Genomic DNA, 21,477 nt, shown 5'->3' with positions numbered 1-21,477 from the left:
GCACGCGCGCCCTACCCGCGGCGGCGCGGTGGCGCCGGGCAGCAGGTGGCCGAGCACGCGACGGGTTCGGGCTCGGCGAGCAGTTCCCCGACCATCGAGACGAACCGGGGGTGGGTGCCGGCCGTGGCCGCCCTGACCAGCGGCAGGCCGATCTTCCTCGCCGTCTCCGCGGCCTCCACGTCGAGGTCGTAGACGACCTCCATGTGGTCGGAGACGAAGCCGATCGGCACCAGCACCACCGCCTGGGCGTCGACCTCCAGCAGGTGGTCGCAGACGTCGGGCTCCAGCCACGGGATGTGAGGGGCGCCGCTCCGGCTCTGCCAGACCAGGTCCCACGCCCTGTCGCCGCCCAGCTCCGCGGTGACCAGCGTGGCCGCGCGGCGCAGCTGCGCCTCGTACGCCCCGCCGCTCTCTCCGGCCGTCTCGGCCATCGAGATCGGGATGCTGTGCGCCGTGAAGACCAGCCGGGCGGAGTCGCCGAGCCCGTCGGGCAGCCGGTCCAGCGCCTCGCGGGTGTGGTCGGCCATCGCCGCGATGAAGCCCGGGTGGTCGAAGTAGTGCCGGAGCTTGACCACCTCGGGGGCGCCCTCGACCGCGGCTCTGGCGAGCGCGATGTCGTCGATGTACTGCCGGCAGCTCGAGTACGAGCTGTAGGCCGAGGTGACGAAGGCCGCTGCCCTGCGCACACCGTCGCCCGCCATCTCGCGGAGTGTGTCCTCCAGGTAGGGGTGCCAGTTGCGGTTGCCCCAGTAGACCGGAAGGTCGACGGTCGGTTTCACGGCCGCGATCAGGTCGCGGCACTGCTGGTTGATCGGGCTGGCCCCGCCGAGGCGCCGGTAGTGCGCCTCGACCTCCAGCAGCCGCTCGCGCGGGATCCCGCGGCCCCGCACCACGTTCTCCAGGAACGGCATCACGTCGTCAGGTTTTTCGGGTCCCCCGAACGAGACGACGAGGAGTGCGTCGTAATTCCCCATGGCCTTCATCAAACCGCATGCCGGGGCGTTCTCTCGCATGGTCACCATGAGTAGTTCGTCATCAACAACATTTGTGGATGCGTGTTTGGGGGCATGTCCGAAGACGGCAGCCGGGGTAGGTTCGAAACCGTGACCCCATTTAACGACATCCGCGATTATGTCGGTGTGCCGCGGGTGGCATCCCTGCGGCTATCCCCCGATGGAACGCGCCTGGTCAGCGTGGTGCAGGCGCTCAACCCCGATGGCAGATCCTACGGAACCTCCCTTTGGGAAATCCCGCTGGACGGCCGACGGCCGCACCGGTTGACCAGATCGGTCAAGGGTGAGGCCGGGGCCGAGTTCACCCAGCGTGGTGATCTGCTCTTCGGCTCGCGCCGGCCCGACCCGACGGTCAAGGAGGCGGATGAGGAGGTTCCGGCGCTCTGGCTGCTGCCCGCGGCGGGAGGAGAGGCCCGGCAGATCGCCTCCAGGCCGGGGGGTGTCGCCGGGTTCGCGATCGGCGGGCAGACCGTGGTCTTCTGCTCCGACGTGCTCCCGGGCGACGAGGCGGGGGAGGCCGAGCGGCGCAAGACGCGCAAGGATGCGGGGATCAGTGCGATCCTGCACGAGAGCTACCCGGTGCGTTACTGGGATCACGACCTCGGCCCCGGCGAACCCCGGCTGTTCGCGGGCACGCTGAGCGAGGAGGAACGGCTGACCGAGGTCAGGGACCTCACCCCGCAGCCGGGCAAGGCACTGGCCGGCCACAGCGCCTACGACGTGACGCCGGACGGCTCCACGGTCGTGGCCACCTGGGGTGTCTCAATGCCGCACGGCGAGCTCCGTTTCGAACTGGTCACCATCGAGGCGACCAACGGCGGTGCCCGGCGGGTCCTCGCCGCCGAGAACGGCCACGACTTCGGCGGGCCTGTCAAGATCTCTCCCGACGGACGCCTGGTCGCGTGCGTCCGGAGCAACCACGCCGACATCGACAAGATCCCCGAGAGCACCCTGTGGATCGTCGATCTGGCCACCGGTGAGGGGCGTCCGGCGGGCGGGGCGCTCTGGCCTTCCGACATCGTCTGGGCACCCGACTCCCGCTCGCTGTTCGTGGCCGCCGACCATCGTGGCCGCCGCCCGATCTTCCTGGTCCCGGCCGACGGCTCCGCGCCGGAGCGGCTCACCGGTGACGACGGCGCGTACGCCTCGCTCGACGTCGCGCCCGACGGAACCGTCTACGCGCTGCGCGGCGCGGTGGACGCGCCCGCGGCCCCGGTCAGGGTGGCCGCGGACGGCACCGTCGAAAGGCTGCCCTCCCCCGCCCCCGAGCTGGAGCCGCCCGGAACGCTCACCGAGGTGACCGCGACCGCCGACGACGGCGTGGAGATCAGGGCCTGGCTGGCGCTGCCCGAGGGAGCCTCGTCGAAGAACCCCGCGCCGGTCCTGCTGTGGATCCACGGTGGCCCGCTCGGCAGCTGGAACGACTGGTCCTGGCGCTGGAACCCCTGGATCATGGCTCAGCACGGTTACGCCGTGCTGCTTCCCGACCCCTGCATGTCCACAGGTTACGGGCCGGAGATGATCCGGCGCGGCTGGGCCAACTGGGGCCCGCGTACCCACGCCGACCTGATGTCGATCACCGACGCCGCGCTGGAGCTACCCGAGGTCGACGCCACCAGGACCGCCGCCATGGGCGGCTCGTTCGGCGGCTACATGGCCAACTGGGTCGCCGGGCACACCGACAGGTTCAGCGCGATCGTCACCCATGCCTCGCTCTGGAACCTCGACCAGTTCGCCGGCACCACCGACGGGTCCATGTACTGGCAGCGCGAGTTCGGAGCCCCGGGCACCGGGCTGTACGCGAAGCTCTCCCCGCACCTGTCGCTGGGGAACATCTCCACCCCGATGCTGGTCGTCCACGGTGACAAGGACTATCGGGTCCCCATCGGCGAGGCGCTGCGGCTCTGGTGGGACCTGCAGCGCTCCGACGTGGAGTCGAAGTTCCTGTACTTTCCCGATGAGAACCACTGGGTGCTCAAGCCGGGCAACGCGATCGTCTGGTACGAAACCGTCATGGCCTTCCTGGACCAGCATGTCCTTGGCCGCGAGTGGAAGCGCCCGGAGTCGCTCTCGTGAGTACGGTGGAACGAGCAAGGAGTGATGAGCGGATCGTGGACAATGCCGTGACCTTCGGCCGGTTGGCGGAGGAAATAGCCAGGGAGGCCGGTGAGATGCTCCTGGCCAAGCGCCCACCCCGTCCCGAGGTGCTGGTTACCAAATCCAGCCCCACCGACGTGGTGACGGCCCTCGATCGGGCCTCGGAGGTGCTGATCCGCGACAGGATCAGGGCGGTCAGGCCCGGAGACGCGATCCTCGGCGAGGAGGGGGGCTCCACCGGCGACGGCAGGGTCCGCTGGATCGTCGACCCGATCGACGGGACCGTCAACTTCCTGTACGGGCTGCCCGAGTGGGCGGTCAGCATCGCGGTCGAGGTGGACGGTGAAGTGATCGCGGGGGTGGTCAACGTCGTGCCCCGCGGAGAGGTGTTCACCGCGGTCAGGGGCGAGGGCGCGTGGCTGGCGGGGGAGCGGCTGCGCTGCAACACCGGTGTGCCGCTGGACCGGGCACTGATCGCCACCGGATTCGGCTACGAGAGCGGGCGACGCGAGGTGCAGGCGGAGGTGCTCCGTCACGTGCTGCCACGGGTACGTGACATCCGCAGGGGTGGATCGGCTGCCTCGGACCTCTGCTCGGTGGCGGCGGGACGGGTGGACGGCTACTACGAGCGCGGCACGAACCCCTGGGACTACGGGGCCGGCGGCCTCATCGCCCAGGAGGCGGGGGCCAGGCTCGGTGGACTGGCCGGCAGGCCTGCCAATCCCGGCCTCGTCCTGTGCGCGGCGCCTGGCCTGTTCGAGGAACTGCACGACCTGCTGCTCCCGCTGGATCCGGAACGCGACGCCTGAGGTCGTGTCCTCGGCTCCGGCTTCTCGCCCCGTCGTCCCCCGCCCCGTCGTCCCGACCGGGGCGGGCGGACGAAAAGCCCTCCGGCCGTCTCCTGGCCGGAGGGCTCTCTCCCATCGGCCTCCCATCGGCGCCGTATGGGGACGCCTCAGCGCCGGATGGGGACGCCGTTGTCTGTGGCTAGACGGTGTAGATCCTCGATCTCGGTGCTGAAGGTGTCGGCGAGGTAGTCGTCGCCGGAGGACCTGGCCTCCCGCAGATTCCTGTATGCCTGGTCGAGGCGGTGTTCGATTGTGGTGGTGAACTCGCCCATCTCACCTTCTTTCTCACGGGCTCATGGGGGCGGAAGATACCGCGATAGAGACTGGAAGCGGCTGTACCCACGGTGACCCGGTAGCTAAACCTGTGTGTTTCCGACATCACACGGAGTGTCTACCCCGGAGAGGGCCTTACCGTGTGCTTACAGGGGTTGGGGCGAGAATGAGGAGCCGTCCCAGCGGCTGCTCATGGAATGTGACGGGAGGTGCCATAAGCCGTGCGAGTGCTTGTGGTCGAGGACGAGCGGGTGCTCGCCGACGCGATCGCGACCGGGCTCCGGCGCGAGGCGATGGCCGTGGACGTGGCCTACGACGGCGCCGGCGCGCTGGAGCGGACGGGCTACATCGACTACGACGTCATCGTTTTGGACCGTGACCTGCCCAAGGTGCACGGAGACGAGGTCTGCCGCCGGCTGGTGGCCTCCCGTACCGCGTCGCGGATTCTCATGCTGACCGCCTCGGGCGACGTCGACGACAAGGTGGAGGGACTGGGGCTGGGAGCTGACGACTACCTGGCCAAGCCCTTCGTGTTCATCGAGCTCGTCGCGCGGGTGCGGGCGCTCGGGCGCCGCTCCGCCCCGGCGCTGCCGCCGGTGCTGGAGCGGTCGGGGGTCCGCCTGGATCCGGGCAAGCGGCTGGTGACCCGGGACGGCGGGGAGATCGCGCTGACCAAGAAGGAGTTCGCGGTCCTGGAGGAGCTGATGCGCGCCGAGGGCGCGGTGGTCAGCCAGGAGGACCTGCTGGACAAGGCGTGGGACGAGAACATCGACCCGTTCACCAACGTGGTGCGCGTCACCATGATGACGCTGAGAAAGAAACTGGGCGAGCCTCAGGTGATCGAGACGGTTCCCGGGGTCGGGTACAGGTTGTGAGCGTTACGGCAGGCGGGGGAGAGGAACGCCCGACGTTCGTCCCGGCGGACGTCCCGGCGGACGAGGGCCGGGAGTCCGTGCCGACCCATCCGATGATCAGCCCGCACTCCGAGCGGGGCGCCCGGAAGAGTGAGCAGCTCGCGTCGGGAGCCCCGGAGAAGGCTGGGAAGGCGGGTGCCCAGCCCCCGCCGCCGACCGGCCCGCCCGCGTGGGACGGGCCGCCCCCGGCGGGCGCGGTGCCGGTCGATCACACCTTGCTGGACCGGCTGCGGGCGATCGTGGGCCGGGTCAGCATCCGGTGGCGGCTGACCATCACCTACGCGACGTTGTTCTTCACCGCGGGCGCCCTGCTCATGGTCGTGATCTACCTGATGGTGGGCTGGTCTCTGAACACGGCGTGGCCGAGCTTCCCGCTCGACCTGGACGAGCTGATGCCTCCCGACCAGGTGCGCCTGGTCGAGCGGCAGTGGTACTGGTACCAGCACGCCGCGATCGCCCAAGCGCAGAAGGAACTGCTGGCCCGCTCGCTGCTGGCCCTGCTGGGGGTCGGCATCCTGGCGGTCATCATCGGCTACATCGTCGCCGACCGGGCGCTCAAGCCGATCCAGCAGATGACCGCCACGGCCCGCAAGCTGTCGGGCTCCACGCTCGCCCACGAGCGGATCGACCTCAAGGGGCCCGACGACGAGCTGAAGGAGCTGGCCGACACCTTCGACGAGATGCTCACCAGGCTCAATGTGGCCTTCGACACACAGCGAAGATTCGTGGCCAACGCCTCGCACGAGCTCCGCACCCCGCTGACGATCAACCGGACGGTGCTGGAGATCGCGCTGGGCGACCCGGAGGCGTCGGGCGATCTCAAGGCGCTGGGCCGCACCCTCCTGGAGGTCAACGCCCGCAACGAACGCCTGATCGAGGGACTGCTGCTGCTGGCGCGGAGCGAGCGCGAGCTGAGCGTGCGCAAGCCGGTGGACATGAAGGACGTGGCCGAGACGGCCGTCGACCAGCTCGCCACGCGGGCCGCGGAGGCCGGGGTCACCGTGGTCACCGAGCTCCGCGATGCCGAGACCGTCGGTGATCCGGTGCTCCTGGAGCGCTGCGTGGCGAATCTGGTGGAGAACGCCATCAAGCACAACCTCCCCGACGCAGGACGCCTGTGGGTCAGGACGGGAATGGTGGAGGGCGCGTTGGTCGTTCAGGTGGCCAACACGGGGCCACATGTCCCCGCGTATGAGGTGAACAGCCTTTTCGAGCCGTTCCGGCGGCTCAACGCCGACCGGGTCGACTCCGACAAGGGGGCGGGGCTCGGGCTTTCCATCGTCCGCGCGGTGGTGCGGGCCCATGGGGGCAACGTGACCGCCATCCCCCGTGACGGAGGAGGTCTGGTGGTCACCGTGCGACTTCAGGCACGTTGATCCGGCGGGGGGCGTCTCGTTCACGCCGTACATGTGGTTGGATGTGCCGTCGAACACGGTGGTGCATGCCGCCGATGCTGTGGTTTACGCCATATTTGGCTAACCGTTGCCATTGGCGGTACGTCCCTCACGTGTAGGGAGGTTCAGTGACCTTTCCGGCAGGGTACCGAAGCAGGAATCTCGTCGGCAGATCGGGCACAAGTCGTGCCTCTCGAACGTTACACACGCGCGAGTGAGCGCACACAGCTAGATGAGGGGGATGGAGCAGACCGATGGCTACCGATTACGACAGCCCACGCAAGACCGACGACGACCTCAGTGAGGACAGTCTTCAGGAACTGCAGGCCCGCCGTACCGACAAGTCCTCGGGCAGCATCGACATCGACGAGACGGATCTCGCCGAGTCGCTCGAACTGCCGGGTGCGGACCTGTCGAACGAGGAGCTTTCGCTCCGGGTGATTCCTCGTCAGGCCGACGAGTTCACCTGCGCGCGCTGCTTCCTGGTACACCACCGCAGTCAGCTCGCCGTTGAGAAGAACGGCCAGCAGATATGTCGGGAATGTGCGGCTTGACGATGATTCCGATGGCCTGTCCGAGGTGTGCTCTTCCAGCTATGGATAGGGTCCCAGGACAGCCTTGAGGAGGTTCCGAGACATGACGTCAGAGAACAGGCAGACCGGTGAGGCGCCGGACGACTCCACGGCAGGGGAGTCGGACGGCGCGCCTGATCGGGAAGTGGCTGAGATCGTCGGTCGGCTCGCGGAGCCGGGCGACATGGATGGGGCCGAGCGGCGACGGCTGCTCGGCCGCCTCACGAAGGCGCTGTCCCAGCGGGCGAAGAAGGCCAGGGCGTCGGGGAGGGACCGTGGCCGCTGGCTGACCGACGTGTTCATGGCCGTGGCCCCCCGCATACCCATCCGGGACCTGCACACCCTCTCCGAGCACCACCACGGCCTCACCGCCGAGGCGTTGGCCGACGACCTGGTGCGCACCGCGGCCAAGGCCACCATGACGGTCGGGGCCATCGGCGGGGCCGTCGCCGCCGCCGAGTTCGCCGCTCCCCCCTTGCTGCTCTCCGCCCCCGCCCAGCTGGTGGCCGAGACCCTCGTCGTCGCGGCGATCGAGGTCAAGCTCATCGCCGAGCTCCACGAGGTGTACGGGATGCAGGTGCCCGGCAACGTCTCCCAGCGGGCCATGGCCTTCGCGGCGGCCTGGTCCAGGCAGCGCGGTGTCGACCCCCTGTCCCCGGGAACGATGACCGTCGCGCTCGGCACCGCCACCAGGACCGCCCTGCGCAACAGGCTGATGCGCACTCTCGGACGCCACCTCACCACCTTCGGCCCCTTCCTCACCGGCGCCGTGGCCGGAGGGTTCCTCAACCGCGCCGCCACGAAGAAGCTCGGCGAGATCGTACGGAATGATCTGAGAGTTCACCGTGCCCTCCCGCCTGGAAAGTCATAGAAACTTCTCGAACGGGTAGTTAATTCAGTAAGCCCCCGACTACCTGGAGGAATCTGTGCCGGGTCGCAGCACGTTTGTGATCGTCGCCAACCGTCTCCCCGTCGATCGGGTGGGGGAGGACCTGTGGCGGCGCAGCCCCGGCGGCCTCGTCACCGCGATAGCCCCGGTCCTGCAGCGCAGGGAGGGGGCCTGGATCGGCTGGCACGGGGCCCCCGGCGAGCGGCTCGAACCCTTCGAGCACGACGGCATGCAGCTCGTTCCCGTCCCGCTGTCCGAGCACGAGGTCGAGCTCTACTACGAGGGTTTCTCCAACGCCACGCTCTGGCCCCTTTACCACGACGTGGTCGCCACCCCCATCTACTCGCGCGTCACCTGGGACGCCTACCGCATGGTCAACGAGCGTTTCGCCCAGGCGGCCGCCGAGGAGGCCGCGGAGAACGCGGTCGTGTGGATCCAGGACTACCAGCTCCAGCTGGTCCCGGCGATGCTGCGCAAGCTCCGCCCGGACCTGCGCATCGGCTTCTTCCTGCACATCCCCTTCCCGCCGATCGAGCTGTTCGTCCAGCTCCCGTGGCGGCGCGAGATCCTCGAAGGGCTGCTCGGCGCGGACATGGTCGGGTTCCAGCGTCCCGGTGGCGCGTCCAACTTCATCCGGCTCTGCCGCCACCTGCTCGGCCTCCAGCACCACAAGCACGAGATCTACGTGGACGGCCGGGTGGTGCGCGCCGGGGCGTTCCCCATCTCCGTCGACTTCGGCGAGCTCGACTCGCTGGTCCGCGAGCCGCACATCATCTCCCGGGCCAGGGAGATCCGCCGGGATCTGGGCGACCCCGAGTGCATGCTGCTCGGCGTCGACAGGCTCGACTACACCAAGGGCATCGGCCAGCGCCTGAAGGCGTTCGGGGAGTTGCTCGCCGAGGGAAAGATCAAACCGGGCGAGGCGGCGTTCGTGCAGATCGCCACGCCGAGCCGGGAGCGCGTCGAGGAGTACATGCGGTTGCGCGACTCGATCGAACTCCAGGTCGGCCGGATCAACGGCGAGCAGGGGGAGCTCGGACAGCAGCCCGTGCAGTACATGCACCAGTCGTACGGCCGCGACGAGCTCGCCGCGCTCTATCTCGCGGCGGACGTGATGATGGTCACACCGTTGCGTGACGGGATGAACCTGGTCGCCAAGGAGTACGTCGCCTGCCGCAATGATCTGCGCGGCGCGCTGGTGCTCAGCGAGTTCGCCGGGGCGGCCGACGAGCTGCGCCAGGCGTTCATGGTCAACCCCTACGACGTCGACGGTCTCAAGCGGATCATGTTGACCGCGATGCGGGCGACCCCGCACGACCTGTCGCGCCGGATGCGTTCGCTGCGCCGGAGAGTGTCCACCTACGACGTGGACCGCTGGGCGAAGGAGTTCCTCACCTCGCTCGAGTCCTCCTGACCCGTCGCCGGGCTCCCCGTCTCCCGTCCAGCCCCGCCCCCCGCGGGACGAGGACAGGGGACGGGGGCCGCGGCGTCCGCCGTCAGGTGGTGGCGTCCTTGGCCGTGCTCTTCAGGGACTTCCACGCGTCGTAGCGCTTCCTGGCGCCGCGGGCGACCACGATCTGCGCCACCTGCATGCCGACCCCCATCACCACGGCGTAGCCGATCGCCTCGCCGAGGCTGATGTCCGGCGACTCACTGTCGGCGGGCGGCTTCCTGCCGGTGCTCTTCTCCCAGGCGAACCCGATGACCTTCTTGGCGCTCCAGGCGGTGACGAGGCCAAGCAGACCACCGATGGCTCTCCAGGCCATGTCCTGCTTCTCGCTCTTGTCGGCCATGTGGTCCTCCCGTTTTCCGTCCGCATGAAGAACACTAGTCTCCCCGAGCGCCATATCGCGTGAAGCCATGGCGAGGCATGACGAAGTGGTGACCGTGCCTCGCACCCATGCCGGGGAAACCGGGCCGGGGCCGTGGTGAGAGCGAGGAGACAGGTCGCGCACACGAATCTGTCCTTCCCGTCGGGGGATCCTGCCGTACGGTCGAGGCAAAACAGGTGAGGGGAGGACAGGCATGCCGCCAGGATGTGGTAACTGCAGTTGCTACCTCGAGGACAGGGTGATCTCCCGCCCGCCGGGTGAGCGCTGAACCCGGCCGGGTGAGCGCCGGCCCCTGACCGGGCGGGCGCCGGCCCCCGAGAGCACACCGGATGGCCCGGCCGACCGGCCGGGCCACTCCTTCCCGTGTCAAGGCGACAACTCCCGCGCGTTTCCCCTCCCGGCATGACAGTCTGGAACGTGTGATCTCAGATCGGGAACGTCTGACGAACCTGGTACCTCGCACGTTGCTGCGCCTCGCGATGTGGAGTCTCTGCCTGATCATCATCGGCTGGGCCGTCTTCTACTTCGCCCAGTTCATCGCGACGTTGCGCATCGTGGTGCTGCCGGTGGCCATCGCGCTCCTGCTGACCGCGCTGCTGTTCCCGATCACCCGGCGGCTCCGGGCGACGGGCATGAAGCCCATCTACGCCACCTGGCTCACCATGATCATCGCGCTCGCCGTGCTCGGCGGCACCGGTTGGATCATCGGGGCACGCGCCAACGAGGAGTTCCCCGGCCTCGTCGACCAGGTGCGCAGCACGGCCAAGGACGTCGAGAACTGGCTCTACACCGGGCCTCTGCATCTGCAGCCGACCCAGATCACCAGCTGGGTCGACGAGATCGGCAAGCAGATCACCAACCAGCGCAACGAGATCACCCAGACGGTCCTCACCGGCGCCACGGTGGCGCTGGAGGTGCTGGCCTCCATCGTGCTGCTGCTGTTCGTGACGTTCTTCATGCTCAAGGACGGCGACCGGATCTGGGCGTGGTTCCTGAAGGGGTTCGGCAGGGTCGCGCCGCGTGTCGATCAAGCCGGGCGGACCGCCTGGGTGACGCTCTCGCACTACGTGCAGGGCACGGTCGCGGTGGCCGCCGTGCACGGCGTGGTCATGGGCATCGTGCTCGCCGGGATGGGCGTGCCGCTCTGGGCGCCGCTCGCGGTGCTGATCTTCGTGGCCAGCTTCATCCCCATCGTCGGCATCTTCTTCGCCGGTGCCGTGGCCACCCTGGTCACCCTCGGCGCCAAGGGGCCGATCTACGCCCTGATCTTCATCGGCATCCTGATCGTGGAGCAGCAACTGGAGAACCACGTGCTCCAACCGCTGATCGTCGGCAGGATGCTGCACTTCCATCCGCTGGCGATCATCCTGGTGCTGGCCGTGGGCGGCATCCTGGCGGGGATCGCCGGGGCCGTGGTGGCGGTGCCGGTGGCCGCTGTGATCTACCGGGCGCTGCCCAAGCTCATCAGTGACGCACCGCGCGCCCTGCCACCCGCCGCGCCGCATCCCGACCCCGGCGAGGCGGGGCCGAAGGAGGGCGGGGAGGAACCGGCGGCGGAAGCGGGAAAGCCGGTGGATGAGGAATCACCGCAGCACAGGGGGTAACGTTCTGCTCCGTGACCCGTTCCGCCCTGACCGTCCCTCCTCCGGATGCCGTCCTTCCGCGGCCGCTTCCCGGCGGGCCCGCCCCCGGCGCCACCCTCGGCTCCCACTACAGCCGCTGTTTCGGCTGCGGTGAAGACCACCCGACGGGCCTGCGCCTGACCGCCGTCACCCCCGACGGGATCACGGTGATCGCCACGTTCACCGTGGGCACGGCACACCAGGGTGCGCCGGGCCTGGCGCACGGCGGCGTGCTCGCCACGGCGATGGACGAGGTCATCGGCATGCTGGTGTGGCTCTTCCAGCGCCCCTACGTCACCGCGAGGCTGGAGACCGACTATCTCGCCCCGGTTCCGGTCGGCACCGTCCTGCATATGCGTGCCTGGTGCAACGGCATGTCGGGCAGGAAGGCGTACCTTGAGGCTGAGGGCCGGATCGGTTCCCTGGACGGCCCGGTCGCCGTGCGGGCCGCAGCGCTCTTCATCGAGGTGGGCATGGAGCACTTCGCCAAGCACGGTGACGCCCAAGCGATCATCGACGAGCACCACGAGTACGAGGTGAACCCGTGACCCACACCGTCGAGGTGCTGATCCACCGGCTCGACGCCGACCTGCCGCCGCCCTCGTACGCCCACCCGGGCGACGCGGGCGCCGACCTGCACGCCGTCACCGACGTCGAACTCCTCCCCGGAGAGCGGGCCGTGGTCGGCACCGGGCTGGCGGTCGCCCTGCCCGACGGGTACGCCGCGTTCGTCCACCCGCGCTCGGGTTTGGCCGCCGAGCACGGCGTGACGCTTGTCAACGCGCCCGGCACCGTGGACGCGGGATATCGGGGCGAGATCAGAGTGACGCTGCTCAACACCGACACCAAGGACGCCGTGCGGCTGCGCAGGGGAGACCGCATCGCGCAGCTGGTGATCCAGAAAGTGGAGAGGGCGGCGTTCCACGAGGTGGACCGGCTGCCCGGATCGGTACGAGGCGCGGGCGGGTTCGGGTCCACGGGCCGCTGACAGGGAGTGACTCCGGCGAGGTGAAGGAGGTGGCGGACGATGATCCGGGACCTGGGCGCGCCTTCGGCCCCCAAGGCCGCCCGCCGCCGTACCCGGCGGGGGATGAGTTACCAGCGAATCTTCAAGGAGCGTGAGGAAAATGTTCCGACGTCGCCGTCGTGAGGAGTCCCCGGCAGCCAAGGCCGCGGTGGACGAGGCCCCGCAGGTCCCGTCGCGGGAGTCGGGCCCGTGGGACGCGGACGAGCCCTATCCCGAGCGGGAGCGGGTCGACCTCGGAGGCATGCGCCTGCCGGTCGGACCCGGCTTCGAGGTCCAGCTCAACCTGGCCGGCGACCAGATCGTCGGCGCGGTGGTCCTGTTCAACGAGAGCGCTCTGCAGGTGCACGCCTTCGCGGCGCCCAAGCGGAGCGGGATCTGGGACGAGGTCAGGGCCGAGCTGGTCGAGGGGGTGAAGAGCGCCGGAGGCACCGCCGAGGAGCGGGAGGGAGCCTTCGGCGTCGAGCTGGCCGCCAGGATCCCCGCCGAGGGCGTCGAGCAGCCGGTCCGCTACATCGGGGTGGACGGGCCGCGCTGGTTCCTGCGCGCGGTGATCAGCGGGCGTGCCGCGCAGGACGCCGAGGTCGCCGAGACGCTGGAGGGTGTCGTCCGGGACATAGTCGTGGTACGCGGCGACGATCCGATGGCCCCCAAGGAGGCGATCGAGCTCCGGCTGCCCCCCGAGGCCAGGCAGGCCGTGGAGCAGCAGGCCACCGGGGGTGAGGTGCCCGACCTCAACCCGTTCGACCGGGGACCGGAGATCGCCGAGATTCGCTGAGGGGTTGGATCGCGTACGCTGATTCAACTCGTACGTGAAGGAGAGGTCCGTGGGTTCTCAGGAGCCGCATAAACAGGGCGGTCTGCGAGGCTTCTTTCGCCGCATGACAGCAGGCCAGGCCGAGTTGGAGGCTGACGAGCTCCAGCAGGACCTCGACCGGCACGGCGCCACGCCCATAGTGTCGTGCAGTGGACGCCGACGCTTCTGCGTGAGCGGTACCCTGCGGACGGTGACGCTGCGTCCTCGCGGGGGCGCTCCCGCACTGGAGGCGGAGCTCTATGACGGTTCCGATGTGATCGATCTGATCTGGCTGGGCCGCAGGAAGATCGCGGGCATCGAGCCTGGCCGTCTGGTGCTGGCCGAAGGGCTGGTCAGCATCCAGGATGGGCGAAAAGTCATGTTCAACCCCAGATACGAGCTGCGCCCGACGGGCGGTGCGTGAGCGATCGAGGACCACGAGACGGTGAGCGAGAAGATGACCACCACCGGCGAGACCGCCGCGCACGACACGGTCGAGGCCGCGATCCGCAGCCAGCTTGCCAAGGCGTTCGGCGGAGTGCGGGGCGTCATCGAGGCCGCCGTACCCACCATCGCCTTCACCGGCATGTGGATCACCACCGCTGACCTGAGGATGTCCCTGATCGTCAGCATCTCGGCCGCGGTGCTGCTGCTCGTCGTGCGGCTGGCGCGGCGCTCGACGCCGCAGTTCGTGATCAACAGCCTGATCGGCATCGGCATCGGCGCGTTCTTCGCCTCCCGCACCGGTCAGGCGGAGGACGTCTTCCTGCCGGGCATCCTCTACAACGCCGGCTACTCCGTGGTGATGCTGCTGTCGATCGTCACCCGGTGGCCGGTGGTGGGTTTTCTCATCGGGTCCGTCACCGGTGACCCGACCGCGTGGCGCGCGGATCCGGCCGTGGTGAGGCTGTGCACCAGGCTCACCTGGCTGCTGATGATCCCGTGTGTGATCCGGGTGGCGGTGCAGCTCCCCGTCTACCTGATCGGCAGGGATGACGCGGTCGCCGAGCTGGGCATCCTCAAGATCGCGATGGGCTGGCCGCTCCAGGTCGCGGCACTCGCCGCCATGGTGTGGCTCCTGGCCCGTGGCCGGACCCCGGTGCGGCCCGCGACCTCCTGAGCGGCACGACCCTTGCTCCGGCAGGGCCCCTGCTTCGGCAGGGCCCCTGCTTCGCCGTCCCGGCGTGCCCGCGCCCTCGCGGGGGTGTTCCTGGCCGGTGACCGGGCCTCTGACCGGTGACCGGGCTTCGGACCGGTGACCGGGCTTCGGACCGGCATGCCGGTCCGAAGCCCCTCTTCAGCGCGGCGTGCGGTGCGGGGACAGGAGCTCGGCCAGCTCCTCCTCGACCTCCTGGCTGGCCACGAACATCAGTTCGTCACCGGCCTCCAGCGGGTCGTCGGCGGTGGGCACCAGCACCCGGCCCTCGCGCAGGATCGCGACCAGGGCGGTGTCGTTCGGCCACGGCACCGAGCCGGCACGGTGGCCGACGACCGGCGCGTCCTCGGGCAGGGTGAGCTCGACCAGGTTGGCCTGGCCCTGGCGGAAGGTCATCAGGCGCACCAGGTCGCCGACGCTGACCGCCTCCTCGACCAGCGCGCTCAGCAGGCGCGGGGTCGAGACGGCCACGTCGACGCCCCACGACTCGTTGAACAGCCACTCGTTCTTGGGGTGGTTGATCCTGGCGACCACGCGCGGCACGCCGTACTCCGTCTTGGCGAGCAGCGACACCACGAGGTTGACCTTGTCGTCGCCGCTGGCCGCGACGACCACGTGGCAGTCGGCCAGGCCCGCCTCGTCCAGCGAGGAGATCTCGCAGGCGTCGGCGAGCAGCCACTCCGCCCGCGGCACAGTGTCGATCTTGATGGCCTTGGGGTCGATGTCGACGAGCAGGACCTCGTGGCCGTTCTCCAGGAGCTCGGCGGCGATCGACCGGCCGACCGCCCCCGCGCCGGCGATGGTGACGCGCATCAGTGCTCCTCCTCCGGCGCCCCGGACAGCACCTTGTTGATGCGGTCCATGTCGGCCTCGACCGCCATGACGTGCAGCACATCACCCTCCTGCACCACCGAGTCGTTCTTGGGCAGCAGGGTCTCACCGATCCGGTTGATGAACGCCAGGCGGCTTCCCGCGGCCTCTTCCAGCTCCCTCACCGGGGTGCCGATCCAGCCGGGGTGGTAGGCCACCTCGGCCAGCACCACGCGCCCGCTGGGGTCGCGCCAGAGCGGCTCGGCGCCCTCTGGCAGGACACGGCGCAGGATCTGGTCGGCGGTCCAGCGGACCGTGGCCACCGTGGGGATGCCCAGCCGCTGGTAGACCTCGGCGCGCCGGGAGTCGTAGATCCTGGCCACCACGTTGTCCACGCCGAACGTCTCGCGGGCGACCCTGGCAGAGATGATGTTCGAGTTGTCGCCGCTGCTCACCGCCACATAGGCGCCCGCGGCCTCGATGCCCGCCTCTTCCAGGACGTCCCGGTCGAAGCCGATCCCGGTTACCCTGCGCCCCCGGAACCCGGCCCGCAGGCGGCGAAACGCCTGCGGGTCACGGTCGATGATCGCGACCGAATGGCCGCTGTCCTCAAGGATGTGCGCCAGTGTCGAACCCACCCGGCCACACCCCATGATCACGATATGCATGCTCCCCCGCCGGTCGCTGTGAGGCGGATCTTGTTCCCGATGTATTCAGCCAGTATGGCGCCCTTAGGAGCGCCGCGTGAGTGGAGCCGGGTAATAGCGACTAGCATCGGCAGACGTGTCGAAGGTGACGGACCTTGTCAAACGCCTTTTCATCGGGCGTGCGCTACGCAGCACTCAGTTACACGAGCAGTTGCTCCCCAAGCGCATCGCGTTGCCGGTTTTCGCGAGCGACGCGCTCTCCTCGGTGGCCTACGCCCCGCAGGAGATCCTCGTCATCCTCTCGCTGGCCGGGATCTCCTTCTACCACTTCAGCCCCTGGGTCGCCCTTGCCGTCGTGGTGGTGATGCTCACCGTCGTGGCGTCGTACCGGCAGAACGTGTACGCCTACCCCAGCGGGGGCGGTGACTACGAGGTCGCCACGGTCAACCTCGGACCGAACGCCGGCCTGACCGTCGCCAGCGCCCTGATGGTCGACTACGTGTTGACCGTCGCGGTGTCGGTCGCCAACGGCGTCGACTACGTGGGTGCCACCATCCCCTACGTCGCCGAGCACAAGCCGCTGGTCGCGATCGTCATCGTCGTCCTGCTGACACTGGTGAACCTGCGCGGCATCCGGGAGTCCGGTGCGGCCTTCGCGATCCCCACCTACGCCTTCATGGTCGCCGTCCTCGGCCTGATCGTGTGGGGAGCCTTCCGGGTGCTCGTCCTCGGTGACGAGCTGCGAGCGCCCACCGCCGGGTACGAGATCGTCGCCGAGCAGTCCAACCTGACCTCCTTCGCGGCGGCCTTCCTGATCCTGCGCGCGTTCTCCACCGGCTGCGCCGCGCTCACCGGTGTCGAGGCGATCAGCAACGGCGTACCCGCCTTCCGCAAGCCCAAGAGCAAGAACGCCGCGACCACGCTGCTGATGATGGGCCTGGTCGCGGTGACGATGTTCGCCGGCATCATCTCCCTCGGCCTGGCCTCGGGGGTCAAGGTCGCCGACCCCGCCGTCGCCTTCCGTGACGTGCTCATCGACGGGCGGCCCGCCGGGCCCGGCTACTACCAGCAGCCGATCATCTCCCAGGTCGCCGACGCGGTCTTCGGAAACGGCTCGCTGCCCTTCTTCGTCATCTCGGCCGTCACCGCGCTGATCCTGTTCCTCGCCGCCAATACCGCCTTCAACGGCTTTCCCGTGCTCGGCTCGATCCTGGCCCAGGACCGCTACCTGCCCCGCCAGCTGCACACCCGGGGCGACCGGCTCGCCTTCTCCAACGGCATCGTGATCCTCGCGGCCGGGGCCTGCCTGCTGCTGTGGGGCTTCGACGCCGACGTCAGCCGCCTGCTCAACCTTTACATCGTGGGCGTCTTCGTGTCGTTCACGCTGAGCCAGATCGGCATGGTCCGGCACTGGACCCGGCACCTGAGAACCGAGACCGACCCGAAGGTCCGGCATCAGATGCACCGCTCACGGACCATCAACTTCTTCGGCGGCGTCATGACCGGGCTGGTGCTGGTGGTCGTGCTGCTCACCAAGTTCACCCACGGGGCGTGGATCGTCTGCGTGGCCATGCCGGTGCTGTTCCTGATGATGAAGGGCATCCACCGTCACTACGAGAACGTGGCCCTTGAGCTCGCCGCCGACGACTCGGCGGTGGACGAGTCGATACTGCCCGCGCGCAACCACGCCATCGTCCTGGTCTCCAAGATCCACAAGCCGACCCTGCGTGCCCTCGCCTACGCCCGCGCCACCCGTCCCTCCAAGCTTGAGGCGATCACCGTGGGCGTGGAGGGCGAGGAGGCCAAACAACTGCAGGAGGAGTGGGAGCGGCGCGGTATCCCGGTGCCGCTGAAGACGCTCGACTCGCCCTACCGTGAGATCACCCGGCCGATCCTGGAGTACGTCAAGTCGCTGCGCCGCCGCTCTCCCCGCGACGTGGTGAGCGTCTACATCCCCGAGTACGTCGTCGGCCACTGGTGGGAGCACATCCTGCACAACCAGAGCGCGCTGCGGCTGAAGGGCCGCCTGCTGTTCCAGCCCGGTGTGATGGTCATCAGCGTGCCCTGGCAGCTGCACTCCTCCGACCGCCTCAAGGGCCGTCCCGAGCCTCTCGCGCCGGGCGCCGTCCGCCGTCCCCGCCGGGAGACGGTCCGGGACGAGGACGTCAAGGCATAACCTTTCATATGCGCTCCTGACAGCAAGGAGGCTCGACCGACGACGAATTCTCTGGGGGGCGACGGCCATGGCGATCGAACTAACGGTAGGACCGGTTGCGCACGGTGGCTGGTGTGTCGCGCGCCATGACGGCCGGGTCGTCTTCGTGCGGCACGCGCTGCCCGGCGAGCGCGTCACGGCCGAGATCACCGAGGAGACCTCCCGCTTCCTGCGGGCCGACGCCGTCGAGATCCTGGAGCCCTCCGCCGACCGGGTGAGCCCGCCGTGCCCGTTCGCGGGTCCCGGCCGCTGCGGTGGCTGCGACTGGCAGCACGCCTCCCTGGAGGCCCAGCGCCGCCTGAAGGCCGACGTGGTGGCCGAGCAGCTCAAGCGTCTGGGCGGAATCGACTGGAAGGGCGTGGTCGAGGAGGTTCCCGGCGCCCCCGACGGTCTTGGCTGGCGCACCCGCGTCCAGTTCGCCGTCGACCGGGAGGGCAGGCTGGGCCTGCGCCGCCACCGCTCCCGCGACGTCGAGCCGGTGGACGCCTGCCTGATCGCCCACCCCGAGGTGGAGAACGTCGGCGCCGAGGTCATGAACTGGCGTAACGCCTCCTCGGTCGAGGTCATCGCCTCCTCCAGCGGTGACCAGGCGGTCGTGATCGCCCCCAAGCCCCGGCGCACGGTGGCCGTGCCCGACCTCGACACGAGCGTGGCCGTCTTCGTCGACGAGGGCAAGGGCCGCAGCCGGGTCGTCCGCGGCCGCAACCATCTCGTCGAGCGCGTCGGCGAACGCGACTTCCAGGTCACCGGCAGCGGTTTCTGGCAGGTCCATCCCGGTGCCGCCGCCACCCTGCTCGACGCGGTCCTGAAGTTCGCCGCCCCGCGGCCGGGCGAGTGGGCGCTCGACCTCTACTGCGGCGTCGGTCTGTTCGCCGCCGGGATCGCCGAGGCGGTCGGCCCCGAGGGGGCCGTGTTCGGCGTCGAGTCCGAGTCCGTCGCCGTCCGCGACGCGGAGCGTAGCCTCCGTGACCTCCCCCAGGCCCACTTCGCCCGGGGACGCGTGGAGAACGCTCTCGACCGCTTCGGCATCGAGCGCGCGGACCTGGTCGTCGTCGACCCGCCCCGGGCGGGTCTGGGCCGCGACATCGTCGATCGCTTGACCACTCTTGAGGCCACTCGGATCGTGTACGTCTCCTGCGACCCGGCCACCCTCGCCCGCGATCTTGCCTGGTTCGCCGAGGGGGGCTACCGCCTCGCCGACCTGCGTGCCTTCGACGCCTTCCCGATGACCCACCACGTGGAGTGCGTGGCACTGCTGGTCAACGGGTCGATCTAGGCTCTGACCAGCGGTTATGCAACACGTCATGTTTTACTGCGGGTCAGGGTGAGTCGGTGTTTTCCGGATCTCCGACGCGTCCCCAGGAAGCACCTCAAGCTCCTCGCCGGGCCGTCCGACTGCCGGCACCAGCGGGAAGCCGAGCGCATCCGAAGGGAGCGAGGCGGGGGACGCAGCCGTGATCAGGCTCTCAGGCGCCGGGCCGCCGTAACCGCGCGCGTCCGGTCACGGCGGCGGCCACCAGCAGTGCGCCGCACAGTCCCAAGCCCAGCGTCGTCACTGCGGCCAGTACCGAGCTCTCTTCGATGGACAGGGACGCCAGCCCGGCCAGCCCCGACGCGACCCCCGCCGACGCGATCCACGGCTCGACCTCGTCGTGTGTTATCTCCCACGACCGCGCGTCCCCCAGGCCCATCCTGGCCGCCAGCCCGCCCCAGCCGCGTATCGGCCCGCCCCTGATGCGCTTTGCGAGCACGAACAGGGCGAGGCCGACGCCTAGCAACCACAGTCCCACGACCTCGTTCACAACACCCTCCAGCAGGCGGCGGATCCCGGCCCGGCGACGCCCCACGACACCGCCCTTCGGTCCCATGGGAGCCGATACCCGGGCCCATCGCCAGGGCTTTGACGCGATCCCTACGCCTTTGGAGGATTTTCTGACGCCTTACCGGCGACACCGCGCCGGTTGAGACGAACCCGGACACGGCCGTCAGCGATCACGCGAAGAGCGTTATCCCATTGCGCCTGGGACGCCGGACATGTCAATGTCAAGCCCGCTGGACGGTGATTACGGCACAGGGGGGTGGGATGAGGCATGCGGGGCTCACGCTCGCGTTCGTGTCCTCGTGGTGTTTCGCGTTCTCGGGGCCGATGGCCAAATACCTCATCACCGCCGGGCTGACGCCGATCGAGGCCGTGTGGACGCGGATGGCGGGTGCGGGGCTGTTACTGGTGGCCGCGCTGGTTGTGATCAGGCCGCGGGCGTTGCGGATCCCCCGCTCCAGGTTGCCGTTCTTCGGGCTGTATGCGGTCATGGCGGTGGCCGGGGTGCAGTCTCTCTACTTCGTCGCGATCACCCGGCTGCCGGTGGGGATCGCGTTGCTGCTGGTGTACATGGCGCCGGTGATGGTGGTGGCGTGGGTGCGGCTGGTACGGAAGGTACGGCTCGCGCGGGCCGCGTACGTCGGGGCGGTCGTCTCGGTCGCGGGCCTCGGGATCGTCGTCGAGGTCTGGCAGGAGGTACGGCTGGACACGCTGGGCCTGCTGCTGGGGTTGCTGGCCGGGGCATGCTCCGCCGGATATTTCCTGATGAACGATAGCTTCGGCGACGATGTGGACCCGCTCGGGCTCATCGCCTGGGGGATGACAGGGGCGGCCGTGGTGCTGATCCCGTTCACCCGGCCCTGGGACATTCTGTGGGACGCCTTCACGGTCTTCGCCACGCCCGCCGCGGGTGGTCGGACGTTGCCGGTGCTGGCGGCGTACCTGTGGATGGTGCTGGTCGCGACCGTGGCCGCGTACATCCTGGGGGTGAACGCCGTGCGGCGGCTCTCGGCCGCCGTGGGCGCCACCGTGGCGTCGCTGGAGGTCATCGGCGGCGCGATCGTGGCCTGGGCGCTGGTCGGCGAGACGCTCGGCGTGTTCCAGATCGTGGGCGGGCTGATCGTGTTGTCCGGCGCCCTCCTCGCCCAGACCGCCACCGGATCCGCCCCCTGCCGTCCAGCCGTCACAGCCAGAATCACGACATGAGTCCCATCACCGAGACCGGCTGGACCGACACCCGGATCGCCCCGGCCTTCGCCGAGCTCATGGCCCGGCTCGGGTACGACCGCTACGGCGTGCAGGGCGGCGACATCGGGGCGTTCATCGGCCCGGCGCTTGGGCGGGTCGACACCGAGCACGTCATCGGCGTGCACGCCAACGCGCTGGCCACCTTCCCCGCCGGCGACCAGGTCGACATGGCCGCGCTCACCGAGACCGAGCAGCAGCGGCTCCAGGCGATGAAGCACTTCCAGGACGACATGTCCGCCTACATGCAGCTCCAGAGCACCAGGCCGCAGACCCTGGCGCACGCCCTCGCCGACTCCCCGTCGGTCGGC

22 protein-coding genes are annotated in these 21,477 nt (G+C 69.4%); 16 read left to right on the top strand and 6 right to left on the bottom strand.

Translation table 11 applies throughout. The annotated features are described in order from the left end of the window. Window positions 1-11: 11 nt before the first annotated feature. Window positions 12-974: a ferrochelatase gene (locus OG884_RS03840; protein WP_326642194.1), complete on the bottom strand. Its 963-nt coding sequence runs from the start codon at window positions 972-974 to the stop codon at window positions 12-14. A 93-nt stretch (window positions 975-1,067) separates the two neighbouring features. Here OG884_RS03840 and OG884_RS03835 point away from each other — a divergent pair, with 93 nt between their 5' ends. Both OG884_RS03835 and OG884_RS03830 read left to right on the top strand, forming a co-directional pair. Then, on the top strand, window positions 1,068-3,089 hold the full coding sequence (locus OG884_RS03835; RefSeq protein ID WP_326829633.1) for a S9 family peptidase: 2,022 nt from the start codon (window positions 1,068-1,070) through the stop codon (window positions 3,087-3,089). A 35-nt stretch (window positions 3,090-3,124) separates the two neighbouring features. Further along, the gene (locus OG884_RS03830; protein ID WP_326642189.1) at window positions 3,125-3,919 is read left to right on the top strand and encodes an inositol monophosphatase family protein; all 795 of its coding nucleotides are present in this window, start codon (window positions 3,125-3,127) and stop codon (window positions 3,917-3,919) included. Between the two features lie 146 nt (window positions 3,920-4,065). Here the strand turns inward: OG884_RS03830 and OG884_RS03825 are convergent, their stop codons facing one another. Then, window positions 4,066-4,230: a hypothetical protein gene (locus OG884_RS03825; RefSeq protein ID WP_326642187.1), complete on the bottom strand. Its 165-nt coding sequence runs from the start codon at window positions 4,228-4,230 to the stop codon at window positions 4,066-4,068. A gap of 222 nt (window positions 4,231-4,452) precedes the next feature. Here OG884_RS03825 and OG884_RS03820 point away from each other — a divergent pair, with 222 nt between their 5' ends. From OG884_RS03820 to OG884_RS03800, 5 genes are all read left to right on the top strand, one after another. Beyond that, window positions 4,453-5,106: a response regulator transcription factor gene (locus OG884_RS03820; protein WP_326642186.1), complete on the top strand. Its 654-nt coding sequence runs from the start codon at window positions 4,453-4,455 to the stop codon at window positions 5,104-5,106. A gap of 92 nt (window positions 5,107-5,198) precedes the next feature. Further along, window positions 5,199-6,521, top strand: coding sequence for a sensor histidine kinase (locus tag OG884_RS03815; RefSeq protein WP_326646849.1), 1,323 nt, complete (start codon window positions 5,199-5,201; stop codon window positions 6,519-6,521). Between the two features lie 272 nt (window positions 6,522-6,793). Then, window positions 6,794-7,093 carry a DUF4193 domain-containing protein gene (locus tag OG884_RS03810; protein WP_030914836.1) on the top strand — a complete coding sequence of 100 codons (300 nt, stop codon included), beginning with the start codon at window positions 6,794-6,796 and terminating at the stop codon, window positions 7,091-7,093. Window positions 7,094-7,175: 82 nt separating this feature from the next. Continuing rightward, entirely contained in the window at window positions 7,176-7,982 is an 807-nt protein-coding gene (locus OG884_RS03805) for a hypothetical protein (protein ID WP_326642179.1), read from the top strand. Between the two features lie 55 nt (window positions 7,983-8,037). Further along, entirely contained in the window at window positions 8,038-9,414 is a 1,377-nt protein-coding gene (locus OG884_RS03800; protein WP_326642177.1) for an alpha,alpha-trehalose-phosphate synthase (UDP-forming), read from the top strand. Window positions 9,415-9,496: 82 nt separating this feature from the next. On the opposite strand, the gene OG884_RS03795 is transcribed toward OG884_RS03800, so the two are convergent. Further along, entirely contained in the window at window positions 9,497-9,793 is a 297-nt protein-coding gene (locus tag OG884_RS03795) for a DUF4235 domain-containing protein (protein ID WP_326642174.1), read from the bottom strand. A gap of 458 nt (window positions 9,794-10,251) precedes the next feature. Here OG884_RS03795 and OG884_RS03790 point away from each other — a divergent pair, with 458 nt between their 5' ends. The 6 genes from OG884_RS03790 (at window position 10,252) to OG884_RS03765 (ending at window position 14,394) form a co-directional block, all read left to right on the top strand. Further along, on the top strand, window positions 10,252-11,436 hold the full coding sequence (locus tag OG884_RS03790; protein ID WP_326642172.1) for an AI-2E family transporter: 1,185 nt from the start codon (window positions 10,252-10,254) through the stop codon (window positions 11,434-11,436). Window positions 11,437-11,447: 11 nt separating this feature from the next. Then, the gene (locus OG884_RS03785; RefSeq protein ID WP_326642170.1) at window positions 11,448-12,002 is read left to right on the top strand and encodes a PaaI family thioesterase; all 555 of its coding nucleotides are present in this window, start codon (window positions 11,448-11,450) and stop codon (window positions 12,000-12,002) included. After that, window positions 11,999-12,442 carry a dUTP diphosphatase gene (gene dut, locus OG884_RS03780; RefSeq protein WP_326642168.1) on the top strand — a complete coding sequence of 148 codons (444 nt, stop codon included), beginning with the start codon at window positions 11,999-12,001 and terminating at the stop codon, window positions 12,440-12,442. Before OG884_RS03785 ends, dut begins: the two co-directional genes overlap by 4 nt. Window positions 12,443-12,581: 139 nt before the next feature. Beyond that, on the top strand, window positions 12,582-13,256 hold the full coding sequence (locus tag OG884_RS03775; RefSeq protein WP_326642164.1) for a DUF3710 domain-containing protein: 675 nt from the start codon (window positions 12,582-12,584) through the stop codon (window positions 13,254-13,256). A gap of 103 nt (window positions 13,257-13,359) precedes the next feature. Then, window positions 13,360-13,698: an OB-fold nucleic acid binding domain-containing protein gene (locus OG884_RS03770; RefSeq protein ID WP_326642162.1), complete on the top strand. Its 339-nt coding sequence runs from the start codon at window positions 13,360-13,362 to the stop codon at window positions 13,696-13,698. A 33-nt stretch (window positions 13,699-13,731) separates the two neighbouring features. Next, the gene (locus OG884_RS03765; RefSeq protein WP_326646847.1) at window positions 13,732-14,394 is read left to right on the top strand and encodes a DUF3159 domain-containing protein; all 663 of its coding nucleotides are present in this window, start codon (window positions 13,732-13,734) and stop codon (window positions 14,392-14,394) included. Between the two features lie 177 nt (window positions 14,395-14,571). Here OG884_RS03765 and OG884_RS03760 read toward each other — a convergent pair whose 3' ends face one another. Then, window positions 14,572-15,243, bottom strand: coding sequence for a potassium channel family protein (locus OG884_RS03760; protein ID WP_326642160.1), 672 nt, complete (start codon window positions 15,241-15,243; stop codon window positions 14,572-14,574). Continuing rightward, window positions 15,243-15,908 carry a potassium channel family protein gene (locus OG884_RS03755; RefSeq protein WP_326642158.1) on the bottom strand — a complete coding sequence of 222 codons (666 nt, stop codon included), beginning with the start codon at window positions 15,906-15,908 and terminating at the stop codon, window positions 15,243-15,245. The genes OG884_RS03760 and OG884_RS03755 overlap by 1 nt, the downstream gene beginning before the upstream one ends. Window positions 15,909-16,023: 115 nt before the next feature. Between OG884_RS03755 and OG884_RS03750 the strand changes: the two genes are divergently transcribed. Together OG884_RS03750 and OG884_RS03745 are read left to right on the top strand one after the other, a co-directional pair. After that, complete coding sequence (locus tag OG884_RS03750; RefSeq protein WP_326642157.1) at window positions 16,024-18,063, top strand: APC family permease; 2,040 nt, start codon at window positions 16,024-16,026, stop codon at window positions 18,061-18,063. 67 nt (window positions 18,064-18,130) lie between these two features. Further along, entirely contained in the window at window positions 18,131-19,378 is a 1,248-nt protein-coding gene (locus OG884_RS03745; protein ID WP_326642155.1) for a class I SAM-dependent RNA methyltransferase, read from the top strand. Between the two features lie 190 nt (window positions 19,379-19,568). Here OG884_RS03745 and OG884_RS03740 read toward each other — a convergent pair whose 3' ends face one another. Then, window positions 19,569-19,949 carry a hypothetical protein gene (locus OG884_RS03740; RefSeq protein WP_326642152.1) on the bottom strand — a complete coding sequence of 127 codons (381 nt, stop codon included), beginning with the start codon at window positions 19,947-19,949 and terminating at the stop codon, window positions 19,569-19,571. 236 nt (window positions 19,950-20,185) lie between these two features. On the opposite strand from OG884_RS03740, the gene OG884_RS03735 reads away from it, so the two are divergent. After that, complete coding sequence (locus OG884_RS03735; RefSeq protein ID WP_326642150.1) at window positions 20,186-21,127, top strand: EamA family transporter; 942 nt, start codon at window positions 20,186-20,188, stop codon at window positions 21,125-21,127. Window positions 21,128-21,477: the final 350 nt, after the last annotated feature.

Source organism: Streptosporangium sp. NBC_01755 (assembly GCF_035917995.1).
Taxonomy (GTDB): domain Bacteria; phylum Actinomycetota; class Actinomycetes; order Streptosporangiales; family Streptosporangiaceae; genus Streptosporangium.
The sequence above is the reverse complement of the archived record's forward strand: the minus strand, read 5'-3'. Positions and strand labels throughout refer to the sequence as shown.

Excerpts from the sequence above, each read along its gene's own strand:
- OG884_RS03840 (WP_326642194.1), bottom strand. The coding sequence starts at position 974 with ATGGGGAATTACGACGCACTCCTCGTCGTCTCGTTCGGGGGACCCGAA.
- OG884_RS03835 (WP_326829633.1), top strand. The coding sequence starts at position 1,068 with ATGTCCGAAGACGGCAGCCGGGGTAGGTTCGAAACCGTGACCCCATTT.
- OG884_RS03825 (WP_326642187.1), bottom strand. The coding sequence starts at position 4,230 with ATGGGCGAGTTCACCACCACAATCGAACACCGCCTCGACCAGGCATAC.
- OG884_RS03815 (WP_326646849.1), top strand. The coding sequence starts at position 5,199 with ATGATCAGCCCGCACTCCGAGCGGGGCGCCCGGAAGAGTGAGCAGCTC.
- OG884_RS03810 (WP_030914836.1), top strand. The coding sequence starts at position 6,794 with ATGGCTACCGATTACGACAGCCCACGCAAGACCGACGACGACCTCAGT.
- OG884_RS03805 (WP_326642179.1), top strand. The coding sequence starts at position 7,176 with ATGACGTCAGAGAACAGGCAGACCGGTGAGGCGCCGGACGACTCCACG.
- OG884_RS03795 (WP_326642174.1), bottom strand. The coding sequence starts at position 9,793 with ATGGCCGACAAGAGCGAGAAGCAGGACATGGCCTGGAGAGCCATCGGT.
- OG884_RS03775 (WP_326642164.1), top strand. The coding sequence starts at position 12,582 with ATGTTCCGACGTCGCCGTCGTGAGGAGTCCCCGGCAGCCAAGGCCGCG.
- OG884_RS03770 (WP_326642162.1), top strand. The coding sequence starts at position 13,360 with ATGACAGCAGGCCAGGCCGAGTTGGAGGCTGACGAGCTCCAGCAGGAC.
- OG884_RS03765 (WP_326646847.1), top strand. The coding sequence starts at position 13,732 with ATGACCACCACCGGCGAGACCGCCGCGCACGACACGGTCGAGGCCGCG.
- OG884_RS03760 (WP_326642160.1), bottom strand. The coding sequence starts at position 15,243 with ATGCGCGTCACCATCGCCGGCGCGGGGGCGGTCGGCCGGTCGATCGCC.
- OG884_RS03755 (WP_326642158.1), bottom strand. The coding sequence starts at position 15,908 with ATGCATATCGTGATCATGGGGTGTGGCCGGGTGGGTTCGACACTGGCG.
- OG884_RS03745 (WP_326642155.1), top strand. The coding sequence starts at position 18,131 with ATGGCGATCGAACTAACGGTAGGACCGGTTGCGCACGGTGGCTGGTGT.
- OG884_RS03735 (WP_326642150.1), top strand. The coding sequence starts at position 20,186 with ATGAGGCATGCGGGGCTCACGCTCGCGTTCGTGTCCTCGTGGTGTTTC.